This is a genomic window from Pseudomonas sp. R37(2017) (assembly GCF_002113375.1).
Taxonomy (GTDB): domain Bacteria; phylum Pseudomonadota; class Gammaproteobacteria; order Pseudomonadales; family Pseudomonadaceae; genus Aquipseudomonas.
Genome location: NZ_NEHO01000014.1, coordinates 103,363 through 119,086, shown reverse-complemented (window position 1 = coordinate 119,086; position 15,724 = coordinate 103,363). Strand labels below are relative to the sequence as shown.

General features: G+C 62.5%; 15 protein-coding genes and 1 pseudogene. 5 read left to right on the top strand and 11 right to left on the bottom strand.

The window, feature by feature from the left end; genetic code table 11:
- Positions 1–11: 11 nt before the first annotated feature.
- The 4 genes and pseudogenes from CAG47_RS20930 to CAG47_RS29085 all read right to left on the bottom strand — a co-directional run.
- Positions 12–1,328, bottom strand: coding sequence for a sensor histidine kinase (locus CAG47_RS20930; RefSeq protein ID WP_085726933.1), 1,317 nt, complete (start codon positions 1,326–1,328; stop codon positions 12–14).
- Complete coding sequence (locus tag CAG47_RS20925; protein WP_085726931.1) at positions 1,325–1,993, bottom strand: response regulator transcription factor; 669 nt, start codon at positions 1,991–1,993, stop codon at positions 1,325–1,327. Before CAG47_RS20925 ends, CAG47_RS20930 begins: the two co-directional genes overlap by 4 nt.
- Positions 1,994–1,996: 3 nt before the next feature.
- Positions 1,997–2,317 carry a PepSY domain-containing protein gene (locus tag CAG47_RS20920; protein WP_085726929.1) on the bottom strand — a complete coding sequence of 107 codons (321 nt, stop codon included), beginning with the start codon at positions 2,315–2,317 and terminating at the stop codon, positions 1,997–1,999.
- A pseudogene (locus CAG47_RS29085) lies at positions 2,317–2,490 on the bottom strand (peptidase); the annotation flags it as partial. The gene CAG47_RS20920 and the pseudogene CAG47_RS29085, both read right to left, overlap by 1 nt.
- Positions 2,491–2,582: 92 nt before the next feature.
- Here CAG47_RS29085 and CAG47_RS20910 point away from each other — a divergent pair.
- The 3 genes from CAG47_RS20910 to codA all read left to right on the top strand — a co-directional run bounded on the left by CAG47_RS20910 (position 2,583) and on the right by codA (position 5,522).
- Positions 2,583–3,662, top strand: coding sequence for a hypothetical protein (locus tag CAG47_RS20910; RefSeq protein ID WP_085726925.1), 1,080 nt, complete (start codon positions 2,583–2,585; stop codon positions 3,660–3,662).
- Positions 3,663–3,737: 75 nt separating this feature from the next.
- The gene (queD, locus tag CAG47_RS20905) at positions 3,738–4,094 is read left to right on the top strand and encodes a 6-carboxytetrahydropterin synthase QueD (protein WP_046042818.1); all 357 of its coding nucleotides are present in this window, start codon (positions 3,738–3,740) and stop codon (positions 4,092–4,094) included.
- 183 nt (positions 4,095–4,277) lie between these two features.
- A complete protein-coding gene (gene codA, locus CAG47_RS20900; RefSeq protein WP_085726921.1) occupies positions 4,278–5,522 on the top strand; it encodes a cytosine deaminase in 1,245 nt (414 codons plus the stop codon).
- A gap of 111 nt (positions 5,523–5,633) precedes the next feature.
- Here codA and CAG47_RS20895 read toward each other — a convergent pair whose 3' ends face one another.
- Positions 5,634–6,626 carry a hypothetical protein gene (locus CAG47_RS20895; RefSeq protein ID WP_085726919.1) on the bottom strand — a complete coding sequence of 331 codons (993 nt, stop codon included), beginning with the start codon at positions 6,624–6,626 and terminating at the stop codon, positions 5,634–5,636.
- Between the two features lie 165 nt (positions 6,627–6,791).
- On the opposite strand from CAG47_RS20895, the gene CAG47_RS20890 reads away from it, so the two are divergent.
- Positions 6,792–7,943, top strand: a complete 1,152-nt coding sequence (locus tag CAG47_RS20890) for an MFS transporter (protein ID WP_085726917.1) — start codon at positions 6,792–6,794, stop codon at positions 7,941–7,943.
- Between the two features lie 140 nt (positions 7,944–8,083).
- Here the strand turns inward: CAG47_RS20890 and CAG47_RS20885 are convergent, their stop codons facing one another.
- From CAG47_RS20885 to CAG47_RS20860, 6 genes are all read right to left on the bottom strand, one after another.
- Positions 8,084–10,507: a TonB-dependent receptor gene (locus tag CAG47_RS20885; protein ID WP_085726915.1), complete on the bottom strand. Its 2,424-nt coding sequence runs from the start codon at positions 10,505–10,507 to the stop codon at positions 8,084–8,086.
- Positions 10,508–10,605: 98 nt separating this feature from the next.
- On the bottom strand, positions 10,606–11,589 hold the full coding sequence (locus tag CAG47_RS20880; protein ID WP_085726913.1) for a FecR family protein: 984 nt from the start codon (positions 11,587–11,589) through the stop codon (positions 10,606–10,608).
- Between the two features lie 40 nt (positions 11,590–11,629).
- Positions 11,630–12,130, bottom strand: a complete 501-nt coding sequence (locus CAG47_RS20875) for a sigma-70 family RNA polymerase sigma factor (protein WP_085726911.1) — start codon at positions 12,128–12,130, stop codon at positions 11,630–11,632.
- 82 nt (positions 12,131–12,212) lie between these two features.
- On the bottom strand, positions 12,213–13,058 hold the full coding sequence (locus tag CAG47_RS20870; protein WP_085727019.1) for a PhzF family phenazine biosynthesis protein: 846 nt from the start codon (positions 13,056–13,058) through the stop codon (positions 12,213–12,215).
- Between the two features lie 43 nt (positions 13,059–13,101).
- Positions 13,102–13,731: a LysE family translocator gene (locus CAG47_RS20865; RefSeq protein ID WP_085726908.1), complete on the bottom strand. Its 630-nt coding sequence runs from the start codon at positions 13,729–13,731 to the stop codon at positions 13,102–13,104.
- Between the two features lie 25 nt (positions 13,732–13,756).
- Positions 13,757–14,161, bottom strand: a complete 405-nt coding sequence (locus CAG47_RS20860; protein WP_085727016.1) for a VOC family protein — start codon at positions 14,159–14,161, stop codon at positions 13,757–13,759.
- A gap of 138 nt (positions 14,162–14,299) precedes the next feature.
- Between CAG47_RS20860 and CAG47_RS20855 the strand changes: the two genes are divergently transcribed.
- The gene (locus tag CAG47_RS20855) at positions 14,300–15,646 is read left to right on the top strand and encodes a PLP-dependent aminotransferase family protein (RefSeq protein WP_085726907.1); all 1,347 of its coding nucleotides are present in this window, start codon (positions 14,300–14,302) and stop codon (positions 15,644–15,646) included.
- The last annotated feature ends 78 nt before the right edge of the window (positions 15,647–15,724 follow it).

The following is a 15,724-nucleotide window of genomic DNA, read 5'->3' as shown; positions in this document are numbered from 1 at the left end:
CTTGCCTGGCTTCAAGCGTGTCTGGGCAACTCGATGACAACCTTCAACCCACCCCACTCGCTTTCGAGCAACGACAGTTTGCCGCCCCAGCTATCGACGATGTCGCGCACGATCCCCAGCCCCAGTCCATGCCCCTCCGTTTGCTCGTCCAGCCGCGTCCCTCGACTGAACACCTGGTCACGGCGCTCTTCGGGGATGCCCGGGCCGTCATCTTCGATACTGAGTTCAAACCCGCCCGCCGTTTCGACGACACTCACGCGAACCTCGGCATCCGCCCATTTACAGGCGTTATCCAACAGGTTGCCCAGCAGTTCCAGCAGGTCTTCGCGATCCCAGGGCAATTGCAGGCCGGTCGGCGCGCGGTAGCTCAGCGCCAGATGTTCGCCATGGATCATGTTCAGGGTGGCCAGCAATCCGGGGAGTTCACCATCGCAATCGAACAGCGCACCAGGCAACGCATCGCCGGACAGCCGTGCGCGATTGAGTTCGCGATTGAGTCGTTGCCCGACTTGCTCCAATTGCTCCTTGAGCACTTTGCGCAGTTTGGGGTGCGCGTCCAGTTGTTCGCTTGAAGCCAGGCTCAACAGCACCGCCAGCGGCGTTTTCAAGGCGTGACCGAGGTTGCCCAGGGCATTGCGTGAGCGCTTGAGGCTGTCTTCGGTGTGGGCCAGCAAATGGTTGATCTGCGCCACCAGCGGCTCCAGTTCCACCGGCACCCGGTCATCGAGTTGCGAGCGCTGGCCCTGTTGCAACTGCGCGATCTGTTCGCGCGCCTGCTCCAGCGGGCGCAAGGCACGGCGCACGGTGATCCGTTGCAGCAATAGAATCAGCAGCAGCCCGGTCAATCCCAGGCCCAGGCCGATCTGTTGCATGCGCCGGAAGCTTTCGCGTATGGGGGTGTAGTCCTCGGCGACGCTGATGGAAATCGGCAGTCCCAGACGTCGATAGTCCGTACGCAATACCAGCAGTTGCTGCCCTTCCGGCCCCAGTTGCAGGTTGTCGTGCAGGCCGGGGTGATCAAGCGGCGGCAGTTCCTGATCCCATAACGAACGGGAACGCCAATGGCCGTCGGCGAAATCGATGCGGAAATAATGCCCGGAGAACGGCCGCTGATAGGCTGGCGACAGACGTCGCTCATCCAGTTGCAAGCCCTGGGGCCCGCGCACCAGTGCCGTCAGCAGGTTCTCGCTGTCATTGCGCAACCCGGCTTCAAGGTAGCGCTGCAACCCCATTTCGAACAGCCACAGGCTGGTTTGCGCCAGCACCAGGCCAACGACCACCATCACGCTGATCAGGCCCAGGCTCAAGCGACGCTGGATCGATCTCACCGGGCTTGCCCGCCGAACAGGTAGCCCTGGCCGCGACGGGTTTCAATCACACTTTTGCCGAGCTTGCGGCGCAAGTGGTTGACGTGGACCTCCAGCACATTGGAATCGCGTTCGGTTTCACCGTCGTAGAGGTGTTCGGCGAGGTGGCTTTTGGAGAGGATCTGCTCGGGGTGCAGCATGAAATACCGCAACAGGCGAAACTCCGCGGCGGTCAGCTGAATGTCCGCCCCCTCGCGGACAACGCACTGGCGCCCTTCATCCAGATGCAACCCGGCGGCCTGGAGCGTCGGCTGGTTGACCTGGCCATGGGAGCGGCGCAACAGCGCCTGGATGCGCAGGAACAGCTCTTCGGGGTGAAAGGGCTTGGTCAGGTAATCGTCGGCGCCGGCCTTGAGGCCTTCGATACGCTCGGCCCAGGAATCACGGGCGGTCAGGATCAACACCGGCGTGACCAGCCCCGCCGCACGCCATTGCCCCAGCACCTCAAGCCCCGGCACACCCGGCAAGCCGAGATCGAGGATGATCAGGTCGTAGGGTTCGGTACTGCCCTGATGCACAGCATCGCGACCATCGGCCAACCAGTCCACCGCATACCCCTGGCGGTTGAGACCGGCCAGCAATTCGTCGGCCAGGGGCACATGGTCTTCCACCAGAAGCAAACGCATGGATCAGTCTTCCTTGTCTTTGAGCAAACGGCCGGTGGTGGCGTCGATGTCCAGCTCGCGGACCACGCCTTCAGGGGTCAGCAGCTCGACATCATAAATGTAGGCGTCATGCTTCTGTTCGAGCTCGGCTTCGAGCAGTTTCGCGCCAGGGTAGCGATCCATCGCCTGCTGCAGCAATTGCTCCAGCGGCAGGATCACACCCTGCTGACGCAAGCGCAGCGCTTCATCCTGGTCCAGGTCACGGGCCATCACGACCGAGCAAAATGCCAGGAGCACCAGCGCCATCCGGCTGCCGCTGCATCGATTGAATAAAAACACCTTCATTACGAATCCTGATGATCCTTGAGCACCTGCCCGCTGACAGCGTCTAATTCCAGATCCCGGTCGATGCCCCGCTGCCGATCACCGGGATACCTGGTCGGTGCCAGTGGTGTGAGCTGCTTGAAAGCCACTATGGTACCAGCGTCGCGCTGCCTCAGCGTTCTGTCGGGGTCCAGGCGGGCCACCTTAACCGGCTGAACTTAATTGAAACTGAATGGCCATCATCGCCTCCCACATAATCTGTCCGCTGCCACACATCGAGCCCCTAATGACCGCCATCCACATCAAATTCCCCTCCCTGACCCTCAAGGCCGGTCCGCGTGCCTTCGCACACATCCGCGCCAACGGCCTGAACGCCACCGAGGTCGGCACCCTGCCTGGCGCGGCCGGTGGCCCGAAGGCGCTGGGGATTCAGGGTCTGGACCTGGCGCTGTTCGGCGAGTGGCTGCCGGCCGCACCACGGGAACGCTCGCTGATTGGTGCATCGGTGGGTTCCTGGCGCTTCGCCAGCGCCTGCCTGCCGGACGCCGCCGAGGGCATCCGGCGTCTCGGGCAGCTGTACACCGAGCAGAATTTCGCCAAGGGCGTGACCATGGCGCAGATCAGCCAGAGCTCACAGCGCATGCTCAATGAGCTGCTCGACGGTCGCGACGCCTCGATCCTGACCAACAGCGATTACCGCCTGAACATCATGGTGGTCAAAAGCCACGGCCTGCTCGCCGACGATCATCGCGGCCGCCTGGGGTTGGGCCTGTCATCGGTCATCGCCGACAACCTGCGCGGCCGGGCGCGGCTGGCCCGGCACTTCGAACGCCTGATCATCCACGACCCGCGCCTGGCGCCGCCGGTCGACGCCTTGAACGACTTCCCGTCGCGCTTCGTCGCCCTCGATACCGGCAACTTGCGCCAGGCCCTGCTGGCTTCGGGCTCGATCCCGATGGTGATGCAAGGCGTGCGCGACCTGCCGGGAGCCGGCGCCGGCACCTTCCGCGACGGCGGCCTGCTGGATTACCACCTGGACCTGCCTTACAGCGGCAATGACATCGTGCTTTACCCGCATTTCACCGACCGGGTGATTCCCGGCTGGTTCGACAAGACCCTGCCGTGGCGCCGCGCCTGCCCGGTTCGCTTGCAAAACGTACTGCTGCTGGCGCCGTCGAAGGAGTACCTGGCGCGCCTGCCCTACGGCAAACTGCCGGACCGCAGCGACTTCAAGCGCTTCATGGGCGACGCCCCGAGCCGGCAGAAGTACTGGCGCACGACCATGGAGGAAAGCCGCCGCATGGGTGACGAATTCCTCGAGCTTGCCGCCAACGGTCGCCTCGGCGAACGCTTGCTGACCCTTTAGTCAGGACAAACTGGTAAACTCGCCACCTGCCCGAATCGCCGCGGCGAACGCCACCTGAACAGAGCTGAAAACACTGTGGAAATCTTCAAGGAATTTACTTTCGAATCCGCCCACCGCCTGCCCCACGTACCGGACGGCCACAAGTGCGGGCGCCTGCACGGCCACTCGTTCAAAGTGGCGATCCACCTGAGCGGCGATCTCGACCCGCACACCGGCTGGATCCGCGACTTCTCGGAAATCAAGGCGATCTTCAAACCGCTGTACGAGCGTCTGGATCACAACTACCTGAACGACATTCCCGGCCTGGAAAACCCGACCAGCGAAGTGTTGGCCAAGTTTATCTGGCAGGAATTGAAGCCCCTGCTGCCGGAGCTCAGTGCAATCCGTATCCATGAGACGTGCACCAGCGGTTGCATCTATCGCGGCGAATAAGTCAGGCAACACAAATATCCTGTGCGAGCCTGCTCGCGAAAGCGGCATTTGACTGTGCCGCCGCTTTCGCGAGCAGGCCCGCACACATTGGTTCTACAGCGATCAATGTCACTGGCGGGGACCGCCACAGGCGAGCTAACGTAAGGATATTGCCTACACGACTCGCCAAAAGGATCTGCCCCGATGCACATCATCAATGCCCGTCTGCGCAACCAGGAAGGCCTGCATGAGTTGAACCTGGAAAACGGCCTGATCAGCAGCATCGCCCGCCAGATCGAGGCCCCGACCCTGGGCCCTGGCGATCTCGATGCCGGCGGCAACCTGGTGGTACCGCCCTTTGTCGAGCCGCACATCCACCTCGACGCGACCCTGACCGCTGGCGAGCCGCGCTGGAACATGAGCGGCACGTTGTTCGAAGGCATCGAGTGCTGGGGCGAGCGCAAGGCGACCATCACCCAGGAAGACACCAAGGCCCGGGCCAGGAAGACCATCCAGGCCCTCGCCGCCCACGGCATTCAGCATGTACGCACCCACGTCGACGTCACCGACCCGGAACTGACCGCGCTCAAGGCCATGCTCGAAGTGCGCGAGGAAAGCCGGCACCTGGTCGATCTGCAAATCGTCGCGTTCCCTCAGGAAGGCATCGAGTCGTACCACAATGGTCGCGAATTGATGGAAGAAGCCATCCGCATGGGCGCCGACGTGGTCGGTGGCATTCCGCATTTCGAGTACACCCGCGATCAAGGCGTCAGCTCGGTGAAGTTCCTGATGGACCTGGCCGAACGCAGCGGTTGCCTGGTGGACGTGCATTGCGACGAAACCGACGACCCGCAATCGCGTTTCCTTGAAGTGCTCGCCGAAGAGGCACGCAGCCGTGGCATGGGCTCGCGGGTCACGGCCAGCCATACCACCGCCATGGGCTCTTACGACAACGCTTACTGCGCCAAACTGTTTCGCCTGCTCGGTCACTCCGGCATCAGCTTTGTCTCCTGTCCCACCGAAAGCATCCACCTGCAAGGGCGCTTCGACAACTTCCCGAAACGCCGGGGCGTGACCCGGGTCAACGAGTTGCTGGAAGCAGGTATGAACGTGTGCTTCGGCCAGGATTCGATCGTCGATCCGTGGTACCCGCTGGGCAATGGCAATATTCTGCGGGTGCTCGAAGCCGGGCTGCACATCTGCCACATGCTCGGTTATCGCAACCTGCAAAGCGCGCTGGATCTGGTGACGGACAATAGCGCCAGAGCCATGAACCTCGGCGAGCGCTATGGCCTGGAGCGCGGACGGCCGGCGAATCTGCTGATTCTGTCGGCGGAAAGTGACTACGAGGTGATCCGCAGCCAGGGGTTGCCGCTGTACTCGGTGCGCAATGGCGAAGTGTTGATGAAGCGGACGATGCCGGTGGTGGAGTTCAGTGATCTGAGCTGAGTGTGGTATTGACTGGTCTGGCCTCTTCGCGAGCAGGCTCGCTCCCACAGTGGTTTTATGTCGTTCACAAAACCTGTGGGAGCGAGCCTGCTCGCGAAGGCTATTTTGAAGTCAATCGATCATCCGAGCCGTACCAAACAGGCTGACCCGACTCAGCTCCCCCTGCTCCTCTTCCAGCAAGATCGGCGCCGTGCCACCCGGCATCGTCACCTTCACCTCACCAGCAGTCACCCAACCGACCCGCCACGCCGCACTGGCCACGGCACTGGCGCTGGTCCCCGAAGATGCCGTCGGCCCTTCGCCCCGCTCGAACACCCGCGCGGCAATATGCCCTTCGGACAAGCGCATCGCCCATTGCAGATTGATCCCCGCCGGACAAGGTTTGCCTGCGCCGACCGGCATGGCGTAGGCAATCCGCATCAACCCGTCACCCAGCGCCGGTTCACGCATCTGCTCGTTGCCCGGCAGACTCTCGGCATTTTCCACCAGCGTCACACAATGGGGATTGCCAACCCTCGCAAACTGACTGCGCGACCACGCACCATTGAGCGCCGCCAAGGGTTCAACGCGGCTCAGTTCACGACCGTTGAACTCCACAGCCTCGACCCCGTGGGCACTGACCGCTGCCGGCCCGAATCCCGGCCGCCCCAGATCGAGCCAGAAACCATGCATGCCATCGACCTCTGCGGCTTTCACTGAAGTCTGACCCGGCGAAGGCGTATCGGCCTTGTCGTGATGAACCCTGAGCAGACAGGCTTCGTCCCGCGGCAATAGCCCTTGATCGCTCAATGCCTGGGAGAAGATCGTCAGCCCGTTGCCGCTGCGCTCGGCCAGGGTGCCGTCGGTGTTGACGATCAACAGGTCAAAGGGTGGCGACGACTGGAAAGGCCCGACCAGCAAACCGTCGCTGCGATGTTCCTTGGCCCCAACCGGTTGTGTGCCAGGCGCCCAGTTGCAGCATGCATCAATGGCCGCCACGGCCCATGCCTGACGTGTTTGAGCCGCGTGGCTGGCGTGATCGGGCAGATCGATACCCTGGCGGCGCAGTTCCTCGGGCGCTACCACGATGTAAATATTGCCCCTTGCATCGTACCTCTGCGCCATGGCGCCCTCCGCGTGTCATTGGAATGGCTCAACATATCGCGAAAAACACTGGCGCTGTGCAACGATGTCGCCTTGTTTAATAGCGAAACTTTCCGGGTACTGATCGAACCCTCGCCGGTCGATCACTGTCCGTTGAGGACGTGACGTTTTCTGCCAGGGATTGATATGACCAGCCTCAACAACCAAACCACCTTCGTTCCCGGCCGCCTGGAACAGATGTCCACGCGCATCGCCTTTTTCATAGCCGGGTTCGGCATCGCCGCGTGGGCGCCACTGGTGCCCTATGCCAAGGCTCGGGCCGGGCTGGATGAAGGCACCCTGGGACTGTTGCTGCTGTGCCTGGGGGTGGGTTCGATACTGGCGATGCCGTTGGCCGGGATCCTGGCCACACGTTTCGGCTGCCGGCGGGTGGCGACCGGCGGGACCCTGCTGATCTGCGCCGCCCTGCCGCTGCTGGCGACGGTGTCGTCGATGCCGGCCCTGATCGGCGCGTTGTTCATGTTCGGCGCCGGCCTCGGCACCGTGGATTCGACGGTCAACCTGCAAGCGGTGATCGTCGAGCGCGCCAGTGGCAAAAACATGATGTCCGGGTTCCATGGCCTGTTCAGCCTGGGCGGGATTGTCGGCGCGGCCGGTGTCAGCGGCTTGCTTGGCCTGGGGATCTCACCGCTGGGGGCCACGCTGGTGGTGATCGTGCTGCTGCTGATCGCGCTGGCCAAGGCCGTACCGCACCTGTTGCCCTACGGCAGCGAGGGTTCGGGACCGGCGTTCGCGGTGCCCCATGGCATCGTCCTGTTCATCGGCGGCATGTGCTTTATCGTGTTCCTCGCCGAAGGCGCGGCGCTGGACTGGAGCGCAGTGTTCCTGGCCCAGGAACGTGGCATCGACACAGCGTATGCGGGGCTCGGCTATGCGGCGTTTGCCTTGACCATGACGGCCGGGCGGTTGACCGGTGACAAAATCGTGCGACGACTGGGCGCGACACGAGTGATTGTGTTCGGCGGGCTGACGGCCGCCGCCGGTTTGTTCCTGGCGACGTTCGCATCGAGCTGGGAGGCAGCACTGGTGGGTTATGCACTGTTGGGCGCCGGTTGCTCGAACATCGTGCCGGTGCTGTACACCGCAGTCGGCAAGCAGACGGTCATGCCCGAGAGCATCGCGGTTCCGGCCATTACCACCCTGGGCTATGCGGGCATCCTGGCAGGCCCCGCCGTGATCGGCTTCATCGCCCATGGCAGCAGCTTGAGTTTTGCCTTTGCCTTGATGGCAGTTCTGCTGGTGGCGGTGGCGATTGGCGGCAAGGTGTTGAAAGTCTGAATTGTGGCGAGGGGGCTTGCCCCCGTTCGGCTGCGCAGCAGTCGCAATTCGGCTGACGCGTTCTATCTGTAGAACTCAAGTCGCCGGATTTGGGACCGCTCTGCGGTCCAACGGGGGCAAGCCCCCTCGCCACAGATGGGTTAGAACCCGACACTGGCCTGTACAAAGAACGTGCGCGGCGCGCCGACGTACATGCCCGAGTTGTTGTCGCTGGAACGGGTGAAGTACTGCTTGTCGAAGATGTTTTTCACCCCCGCACCCAGTTTCAGGTTCGACACCTGCGGACCGAAGTCATAGCCGCTACGCACGTTCCAGGTCACGTAACCCGGAATGTCACCGAACTGGCCGTCGGCGGTGCCTTCGGTGATGTAGTTGCCGTTGAAGCTGCCATCGGCGTTCACACCGGTGCCCGGCGAACGCTGCTTGGATTGGGCAAACGCATCGAGGTTCCAGGTCCAGCGATCGATGTCGTAACGCAGGCCGGCAGTGGCCACCTGACGGGAGTAGAACGGCAGGTCACGGCCCTTGAAGCCCGGGATATCACCTTCGTAAGTGGCGCGGGTGTAAGTGAAGCCAGCGTTGGCGGTCAGGCCGTCAAGGCGTGGGTCCAGCGCCGCCAGATCGTAGTGCACCGACGTTTCGATACCCTGGTGCTTGGTCGCACCGAGGTTGGTCCAGCCCACGTCGTTGCTGATGTATTGCAGTTCGTCGTCGAAGTCGATGTAGAACAGCGTCACCTCACCGCCCCACACGTCATCGTTGTAGCGTGTACCGATTTCGTAGGTCTTGGCCTTTTCCGGCTCCAGGCCGTTGGCGGGCTCATTACCGATACCGCCCTGTCCCAACTGGAAATACTGCAGCGCGCCGAAGGAAGTTTCGTAGTTGGCGAACAGTTTCCAGGCTTCGGACATGTGATACATCACGCTCAGGGCCGGCAGCGGCTCATTGCTTTCGATGCTGCGCCTTTTCTCCGGCACCCGTTTGCCGGCGTTATCGACCACCGGGCGGTCGTGCCAGTCGGTGCTGATGTGCTCGAAGCGAATGCCTGGGGTGACCGTCCAGTTGCCAACGTCGATCTTGTTGTCGACGTACACCGAATTGGCCTCGGTCCCACCGGTGCGGTCCTGATAGACATGGCCGTCCGCCCCCGGACGCACGACGGGCTCATTGTTGACCAGCGCCACACGGCTGGCCTCTTCGTGCATGGCTTCTTTCAGGTAGCGATAGCCAACGCTGACTTCCTGGGTGGTCGGCCCCACATCGAAGACATGGGACACCCGTGGTTCGATACCGTAGGTGTAGTAGCTGCGCGGATACGAGTTGAGTGTCGTCAGGTCCCGCGAAGCGATGGTGCTGCCACGAAAACTGTCGGTGTAGTAGGTCAGCACTTCAGCCTGGGTGCGATCGTCGATCTGCCGCGCCCACTTGAACGACACGTCCTTGCGCCGGCCGCTGAAGTTGTCGAAGTCACGCACGGACTGGAACGGGTCGGCATCGTACTGCGCCTGGGTCAGGCCGCCGGGCATGTCGGCCTTGGCGTCGTAGTAGTGAAAGTTGAGGCTGAAATCGTCGACATCGGTTGGCGCCCAATGGGTCTTGAGGATCACGTCGTCGATGTCGTTGCCGTTGTTGCTTTCACGGTAACCGTTGCCGTTCACGCCGGAGTACAACAGCGCCACGCCAATGCCGTTGTCGGCAGTGCCGCCCATGAACGCGGTGTCGATGTGCTTCCAGCCACCGTGCTGCGACGTTTCCAGGGTGGTGCCGATTTCAGCGGAGGCTTTTTCCGGGATGGCGCGGGTCACGAAGTTGATCACACCGCCGACGTTTTGTGGTCCGTAGCGTACGGAGCCGGCACCGCGCACCACGTCGATGCTGTCGAGGTTGCCGGAGGAGATCGGCGCCATGGACAACTGCGGCTGGCCATAGGGAGCGAAGGCTGCCGGGATGCCGTCGATCAGCACGGTGGAGCGCGGCGACAGGCGCGAGGTCAGGCCGCGCACGCCGACGTTGAGGGAAATGTCACTGCCGCCGGTGCCGTTGGCGTCCTGCACTTGTACGCCCGGCACGCGTTTCAACACTTCACCGACGTTCATCGCGCCCTGTTCGACCATGGCTTCACGGCGGACCACGGTACGGGCGCCGGGATGATTCTGCACCAGGGTGGCATCGGCATCGTCGAGCCAGTCGCCGACGACCTTGATGTCAGTCACGCCCAGTTCCAATGGCCCATTGGCCGCCGAAGTCGGCGCTGGCATCAACGTCACCGAACCTTCATCGATCTGGTATTGCAGGCCGCTGCCTTGCAGCAACTGGCGCAGTGCGTCTTCCGGAGAAAAGTTGCCATCCACCGCCGGCGCCTGTTTGCCTGCGACCAGTTCAGGGCTGAAGAACACCTGGAGCGAGGTTTGCTGGCCCAACTGACTCAGGGCCTGCCCCAAAGGTTGCGCCGGGATGCGGATGCCCTCGGCCGCCTGGGCCTGGGGCAGCGCAACGTTGACCGCCAGCGCAAGGGCCAGCGGCAACCAGGGGAGTTTGTTGTTTTTAGCGGGGGTGTTTTTCACGTCGAACGTAGTCCTGTGGAGCGCAAGAGTGTGCGTTTGTTAATGCAAACCAGTTGCAGTTGAACAGGAAGACGATGAACTCGAAAAAAACCTGAATTTTATTTTGAAATAATTTCCTGACTGCCGTCGCCAAGGGTGCGCACGGCCACCGGCAGGATGTTCGGCAAGGCCTTGAGCAGCGCATCGGTGTTGTCGGACTTGAACACGCTGGTCAGGCGCAGGTTGCCCACCGCCGCGTTGCCGACCTTCAACGGTTTCTCCCGATACCGTGAGACCTGCTCGGCGACGTCGGCCAGGCTGGCGTTGTCGAACACCAGTTTGCCGCTGCGCCAGGCGGTCATTTCCGCCGGGTTGACGGCGTAGGCGGCGGCAACTTTGCCTTGGGCATCGACATGGGTGCCCAGGCCTGCGGTCAGATTGATGAAATCGTTGTCAACCGCGTCGCGCCCCTGGACCCTGACGGTGCCCTGCTCCACCACCACCCGGGTTTCGCTGGCGCCGCGACGCACATCGAAACGGGTGCCGGTGACCGTGACCTTGCCACTGCCCGCCGCGACCACGAAAGGCCGGCTGGTGTCGTGCTCGACGCTGAACATCGCTTCGCCCGCGGTCAACTCGACGTTGCGTTGACCCTTTTCAAAGCGCACCTGAATCCGGCTGCGGCTGTCCAGATCGACCGCCGAGCCATCCGGCAACGCCACATGGCGGCGCTCATTCAAGGCCGTCGAAAACTCGGCGGTATAAGGCGCCGGGTGATTCAGGGCGCTGAACAGGCCCAGGCTGAGCGCTACCGCAAACACGCTGGCGGCCACCGCATAACGCAGCGCGGGACGAGGTTTTTTCAGGGCTGGCGGGGTTTCGCACAAGGCCCGCAACCGCGCCGCCGGCACCAGGTCGGCGGCGCTCCACAAGCCCTGGAGTACTTCGAATTCGCTTCGGTGCTGGGGGTGCTGGTCCAGCCAGAGCTGGAACCGGCGCTGCACGTCAACATCCGCAACTGGCTCCTGCAAACGCACAAACCACTGCGCCGCCTCATCGCGAACCGCTGTTTGCCCGCACGCACAATCACGAGTATCCATCATGGAAGTTCCTGTTTGGCCGGGGACGAGAAGGCAGGGGCAGTCATGATTGCAGCCCGTCCAGGCGATCGCGCAGATGCCGAAGCGTGCGGATCATATACTTTTCCACCATATTCCTGGACAGACCCAGGCGTTCGGCGATTTCTGCCTGGGTCAGGCCCTCGATTTTCTGCCAGACAAACACCTTGCGGCAGTTGACCGGCAGTTCAGTGAGGGCCTGTTCGATGGAATCGGCCAACTGGATCGCGTGCATGAAATGCTCCGGGTCGCCGGTGGGCGACTCACTGAGATCAATCGCCTCTGACTCCATGGCGCCCCGCCGGTCCTCGCGCCGATAACCATCCACGGCAATGTTGCGCGCGGTCTGGTGCAAATACGCCCGAGGCTGCTGCACCGCCGCCGAATCGGACTCGAGCACCCGCACGAAGGTATCGTGGGCCAGGTCCTCGGCCTGCTGACGGTTTCTCAGGCGACGGGTCCAGGTGCCAACCAACTCTTCGTAATGCTCGAAAAAGCCGTGTCTGCGGGGCAACTTGAGGGTCATTGCGGTGTGCTGTGGGGACGGGGCGTGAATAGTAATGCTTCGTATTAACTTGAAGCAACGGTTTGCGGCGCCCCGGTTTTTTTCAAAGGTTCTGCAACCGGCCTTCGACATGCGTACGCGTTTCGCCGCCGACCCAGATCCGGGCGGATTCATCGCGGGTCAAATGGATGCGGCCATGGCGGCCCAGACGCGTCCCCTGGGCGGAGACATAGTTATCTTCAACCACGCCCGCCGCGAACAGCCACTGAGCCAGCGAGGCATTGAGGCTTCCGGTGACGGGGTCTTCGACGATGGCACCCAGATGGTTGCTGAAGAAGGCGCGAACCTCGAATGCGGCGTCGCCTCCTTTTGCATGGGGGCCAATCACGCCAACATCGATCCGGCCGGGCCAGTTGCGAATCGGATCGAGGCAAAGCACTTTCTGCGCCGAGGCCAGCCTGATCCCCAGCCACCCAGGCCCGTTGTCGATCCAGGCGGCATCGATGACATCGCGAGCGTCGATCCCCAGCAGTCGCCTCGCTTCGTCCAATTCGTCCTGTGTCGGTGCACCGAAGCGGATCAGTGGCGGAGCTGCGAAAGAAAGCCGCCCGCGCTCGCGCCGGACCGGAACCAGCCCGGCTGCACATTCCTGGATGATCTGCGCTTCGTTCTTCGGCGCGCGGCCGGTGGAGAGCCACGCATGACAGCTTCCGAGCGTCGGGTGACCGGCAAAGGGCATCTCCCTGTCCAGCGTGAAAATCCTGACCCGGTAGTCTGCCTCCGGATGCGTGGGTTCCAGGAGAAACGCGGTCTCGGAGAGGTTGAACCAGCGCGTCAACCGCTGCATTTCATCCGTCGCCCAGGTGTCGGCACCGATGACGACTGCCAGCGGATTGCCGGAAAGCCGGCCGGCGCCGAAGACGTCAACCATATGGATGGCAAGGTTCATGGCATCGCACTCACAGTTCGGATCAATGTCTGATGGCAGCATGTCAGCTCTGCGATACGAGTAGTTTGAGCCCCGCGAGCGCGAACACTGCCGAGAGCATGACTTCGAACCAGCGCCGCACTCTGGCATACAAGGCAATCATGGCGGCGGTCGAGAAGAGCACGGCATAACCACCGAACACAATGACACCGAGGACGGCGCAACCACCGATGATCGCCGGCAACCAGCCGACGGGAGCGTCCTCTCGAAACCCCAGCGACATGATCGCTATCCAGGACAGGATGGCCTTCGGGTTTGTGACATGCATGAGAATGCCCTGGCGGTAGATCGACCGATAGCGCGGCGTTGCCCTCCCGGCGTCCGGCGTCGTGAAGTCGGAGACAGGCTTCAGGGCGGACTTGCCCGCGCGAAACGCCAGATACAACAGATAGGCACCACCAAAGATCTTGATGGCGAACAGCGCCTGGGCATAGGTGCTCAGGACAGCGGAAATGCCCGTCGCCGCCAGGATCGCCCAGAACAGTGAACCCGTGATGACCCCGGCCACCAAAACGAGAGCGGGCAATCGGCCGTCGCGCATCGCCGTTGCCATGATTGCCATGTTGCTCGGCCCTGGACTGGCGGTGGCGATGAGGTAGGTGCCGTAGATGAGTGCAAGCTGACTGGCGATCATTCGGGCTTTCTCCGGTTCTCCAGCACTATTGCCGGATGTCTCCACGATGAACGATGTGAACCTTGTTGCCGTCGGGATCGCGCAGATAGGCGCCGTAGTAGCCGTCCCCGTAGTGAGGCCGTGGCCCGGGGGCGCCTTCATCCCTGCCACCGTGGGCAAGACCGCCGGCATAGGCTGAGTGAACCGCCTCTTTTGATGGAGCCTGAAAGGCCACCATGCCGCCGTTGCCGACTGTCGCCGGTTCGCCGTTGAAGGGGTTGTAGACATAAAAACGCGGCAACGGTGCTTGTGCGGTCTGCCAGCAAAGCGCTGCCGGCCCGCCATCGGGTGTGACGACCCGGCGCTTGAGCCCCAGAGGCGCGAGCACGGCGTCATAGAAGGGACCTGCCCGCTCAAGATCAAGGGTTCCGACGGTTACATGGCTGAACATCCTGCTCTCCCTGAGCCCGAACATCGCGTTCGGACGCCTCTTGCAATGTGTGGATTTCATTCGGCGCCATCCTAACCGATGTTACACTTGATGTTTATTTAAATAGTGTCACGTGACACTTTAATCGAGGTTACGAAGGTGCTCCTGCAATCACCCTGGACTCCACGTCTTGCCAATATCGAGGCAAATGCCGCCGAACGGCTGGTGCTTGCTCTCGCCGACGACATCATCGAGGGGCGATTGAGGGGAGGCGATCGCCTGCCTGCCCATCGCGATCTTGCGTGGAAACTGGGGATCGGTCTGGGCACAGTGACGAAGGCCTATGCGGTGCTCGAGCGGCGCGGCCTGACACGCAGCGTCAAGGGCCGGGGAACGTTCGTGGCGATCCACCAGGCACACAACGGCCGGCAAATCGACCTCTCGTCCAACGTGCCGCCGGCCACGCTCAACGCGCGTGTTCTGGCGCGGACATTGACGGGGATAGCGCGCAAGATCGATGCGGACCATTTCAATCTTTATGCTCCGCCCGGCGGGCATCTGGAACACCGTCGTGTTCTGGCCCGCTGGCTCGAAGCGCTGGGTCTGATGGTCGACCCGTCACATCTGGTGCTGACCAGCGGCGCGCGCCAGGCGCTGTCATTGGCCTTCGATCTCGCCTGCGGCCCCCAGGGGCTGATTCTGACCGAACGGATCACCTATCCCGGTGCCATCGCACTGGCCCGGCGCAAGGGGTATCGGATGCAAGGTGTCGAAATCGATGCCGAAGGGATGGTGCCGCAAGCGCTTGCACAGGCGCTCGGTGACGCCGCATCGATCGGCAGCAAGGCGGTCTATCTCACGCCGACGCTGCACAATCCCACGACCGCCACCCTGTCTGCACAGCGCAGGCAGTGCATTGTGGATATTTGCCGCCAGGAAGGTGCATGGATCATCGAGGACGGCGTTTATGCCGCGTCCGCGCCTGGTTTGCCCCCCCTGGCAGCATTGGCTCCTGAACGCTCGTTTCATGTGAACGGGCTCTCCAAGTCGCTCGGCCCAGGGTTGCAGATTGGCATGCTGGCACTGCCGGCCGCAGTGAGCGACGCAGCGCAAGCGCTTCTGCAGGACCTGCCGATGGCCCCGTCGGCACTGTCGTGCGCGGTGGTCGAGGACTGGCTGAGCAGCGGCGTGATCACCTCGATCCAGCGGGATCTGCGCCATGAGGCGCGGCGGCGTTCAAGCCTGGCCGTTTCCCTTCTCGGAACCAGCGAACTTGTCACGCATCCCGACGCCTACAACATCTGGCTACCGATGCAGCGCGACGACGCCGATCGCTTCATATCCGCCGCTGCGGCGAACGGTATTAAATTGACCCCGCCCGAATCCATGATGGTAAACCGGGAAGATCAGGCGAGCGGAATCCGACTTTGCCTCGGCAGCCCCTCCTTCCAGGACCTGTCCAACGCACTGGCACTCCTGGCAGTGTTGCTGCGGCAGCGATCTTGATGCCACCGGGCACTTCGTTCGCTTGCCATTGTGCATTTCGTCAGCAAAGCTCAATGGCGGCACGCAACCAAAGAAATC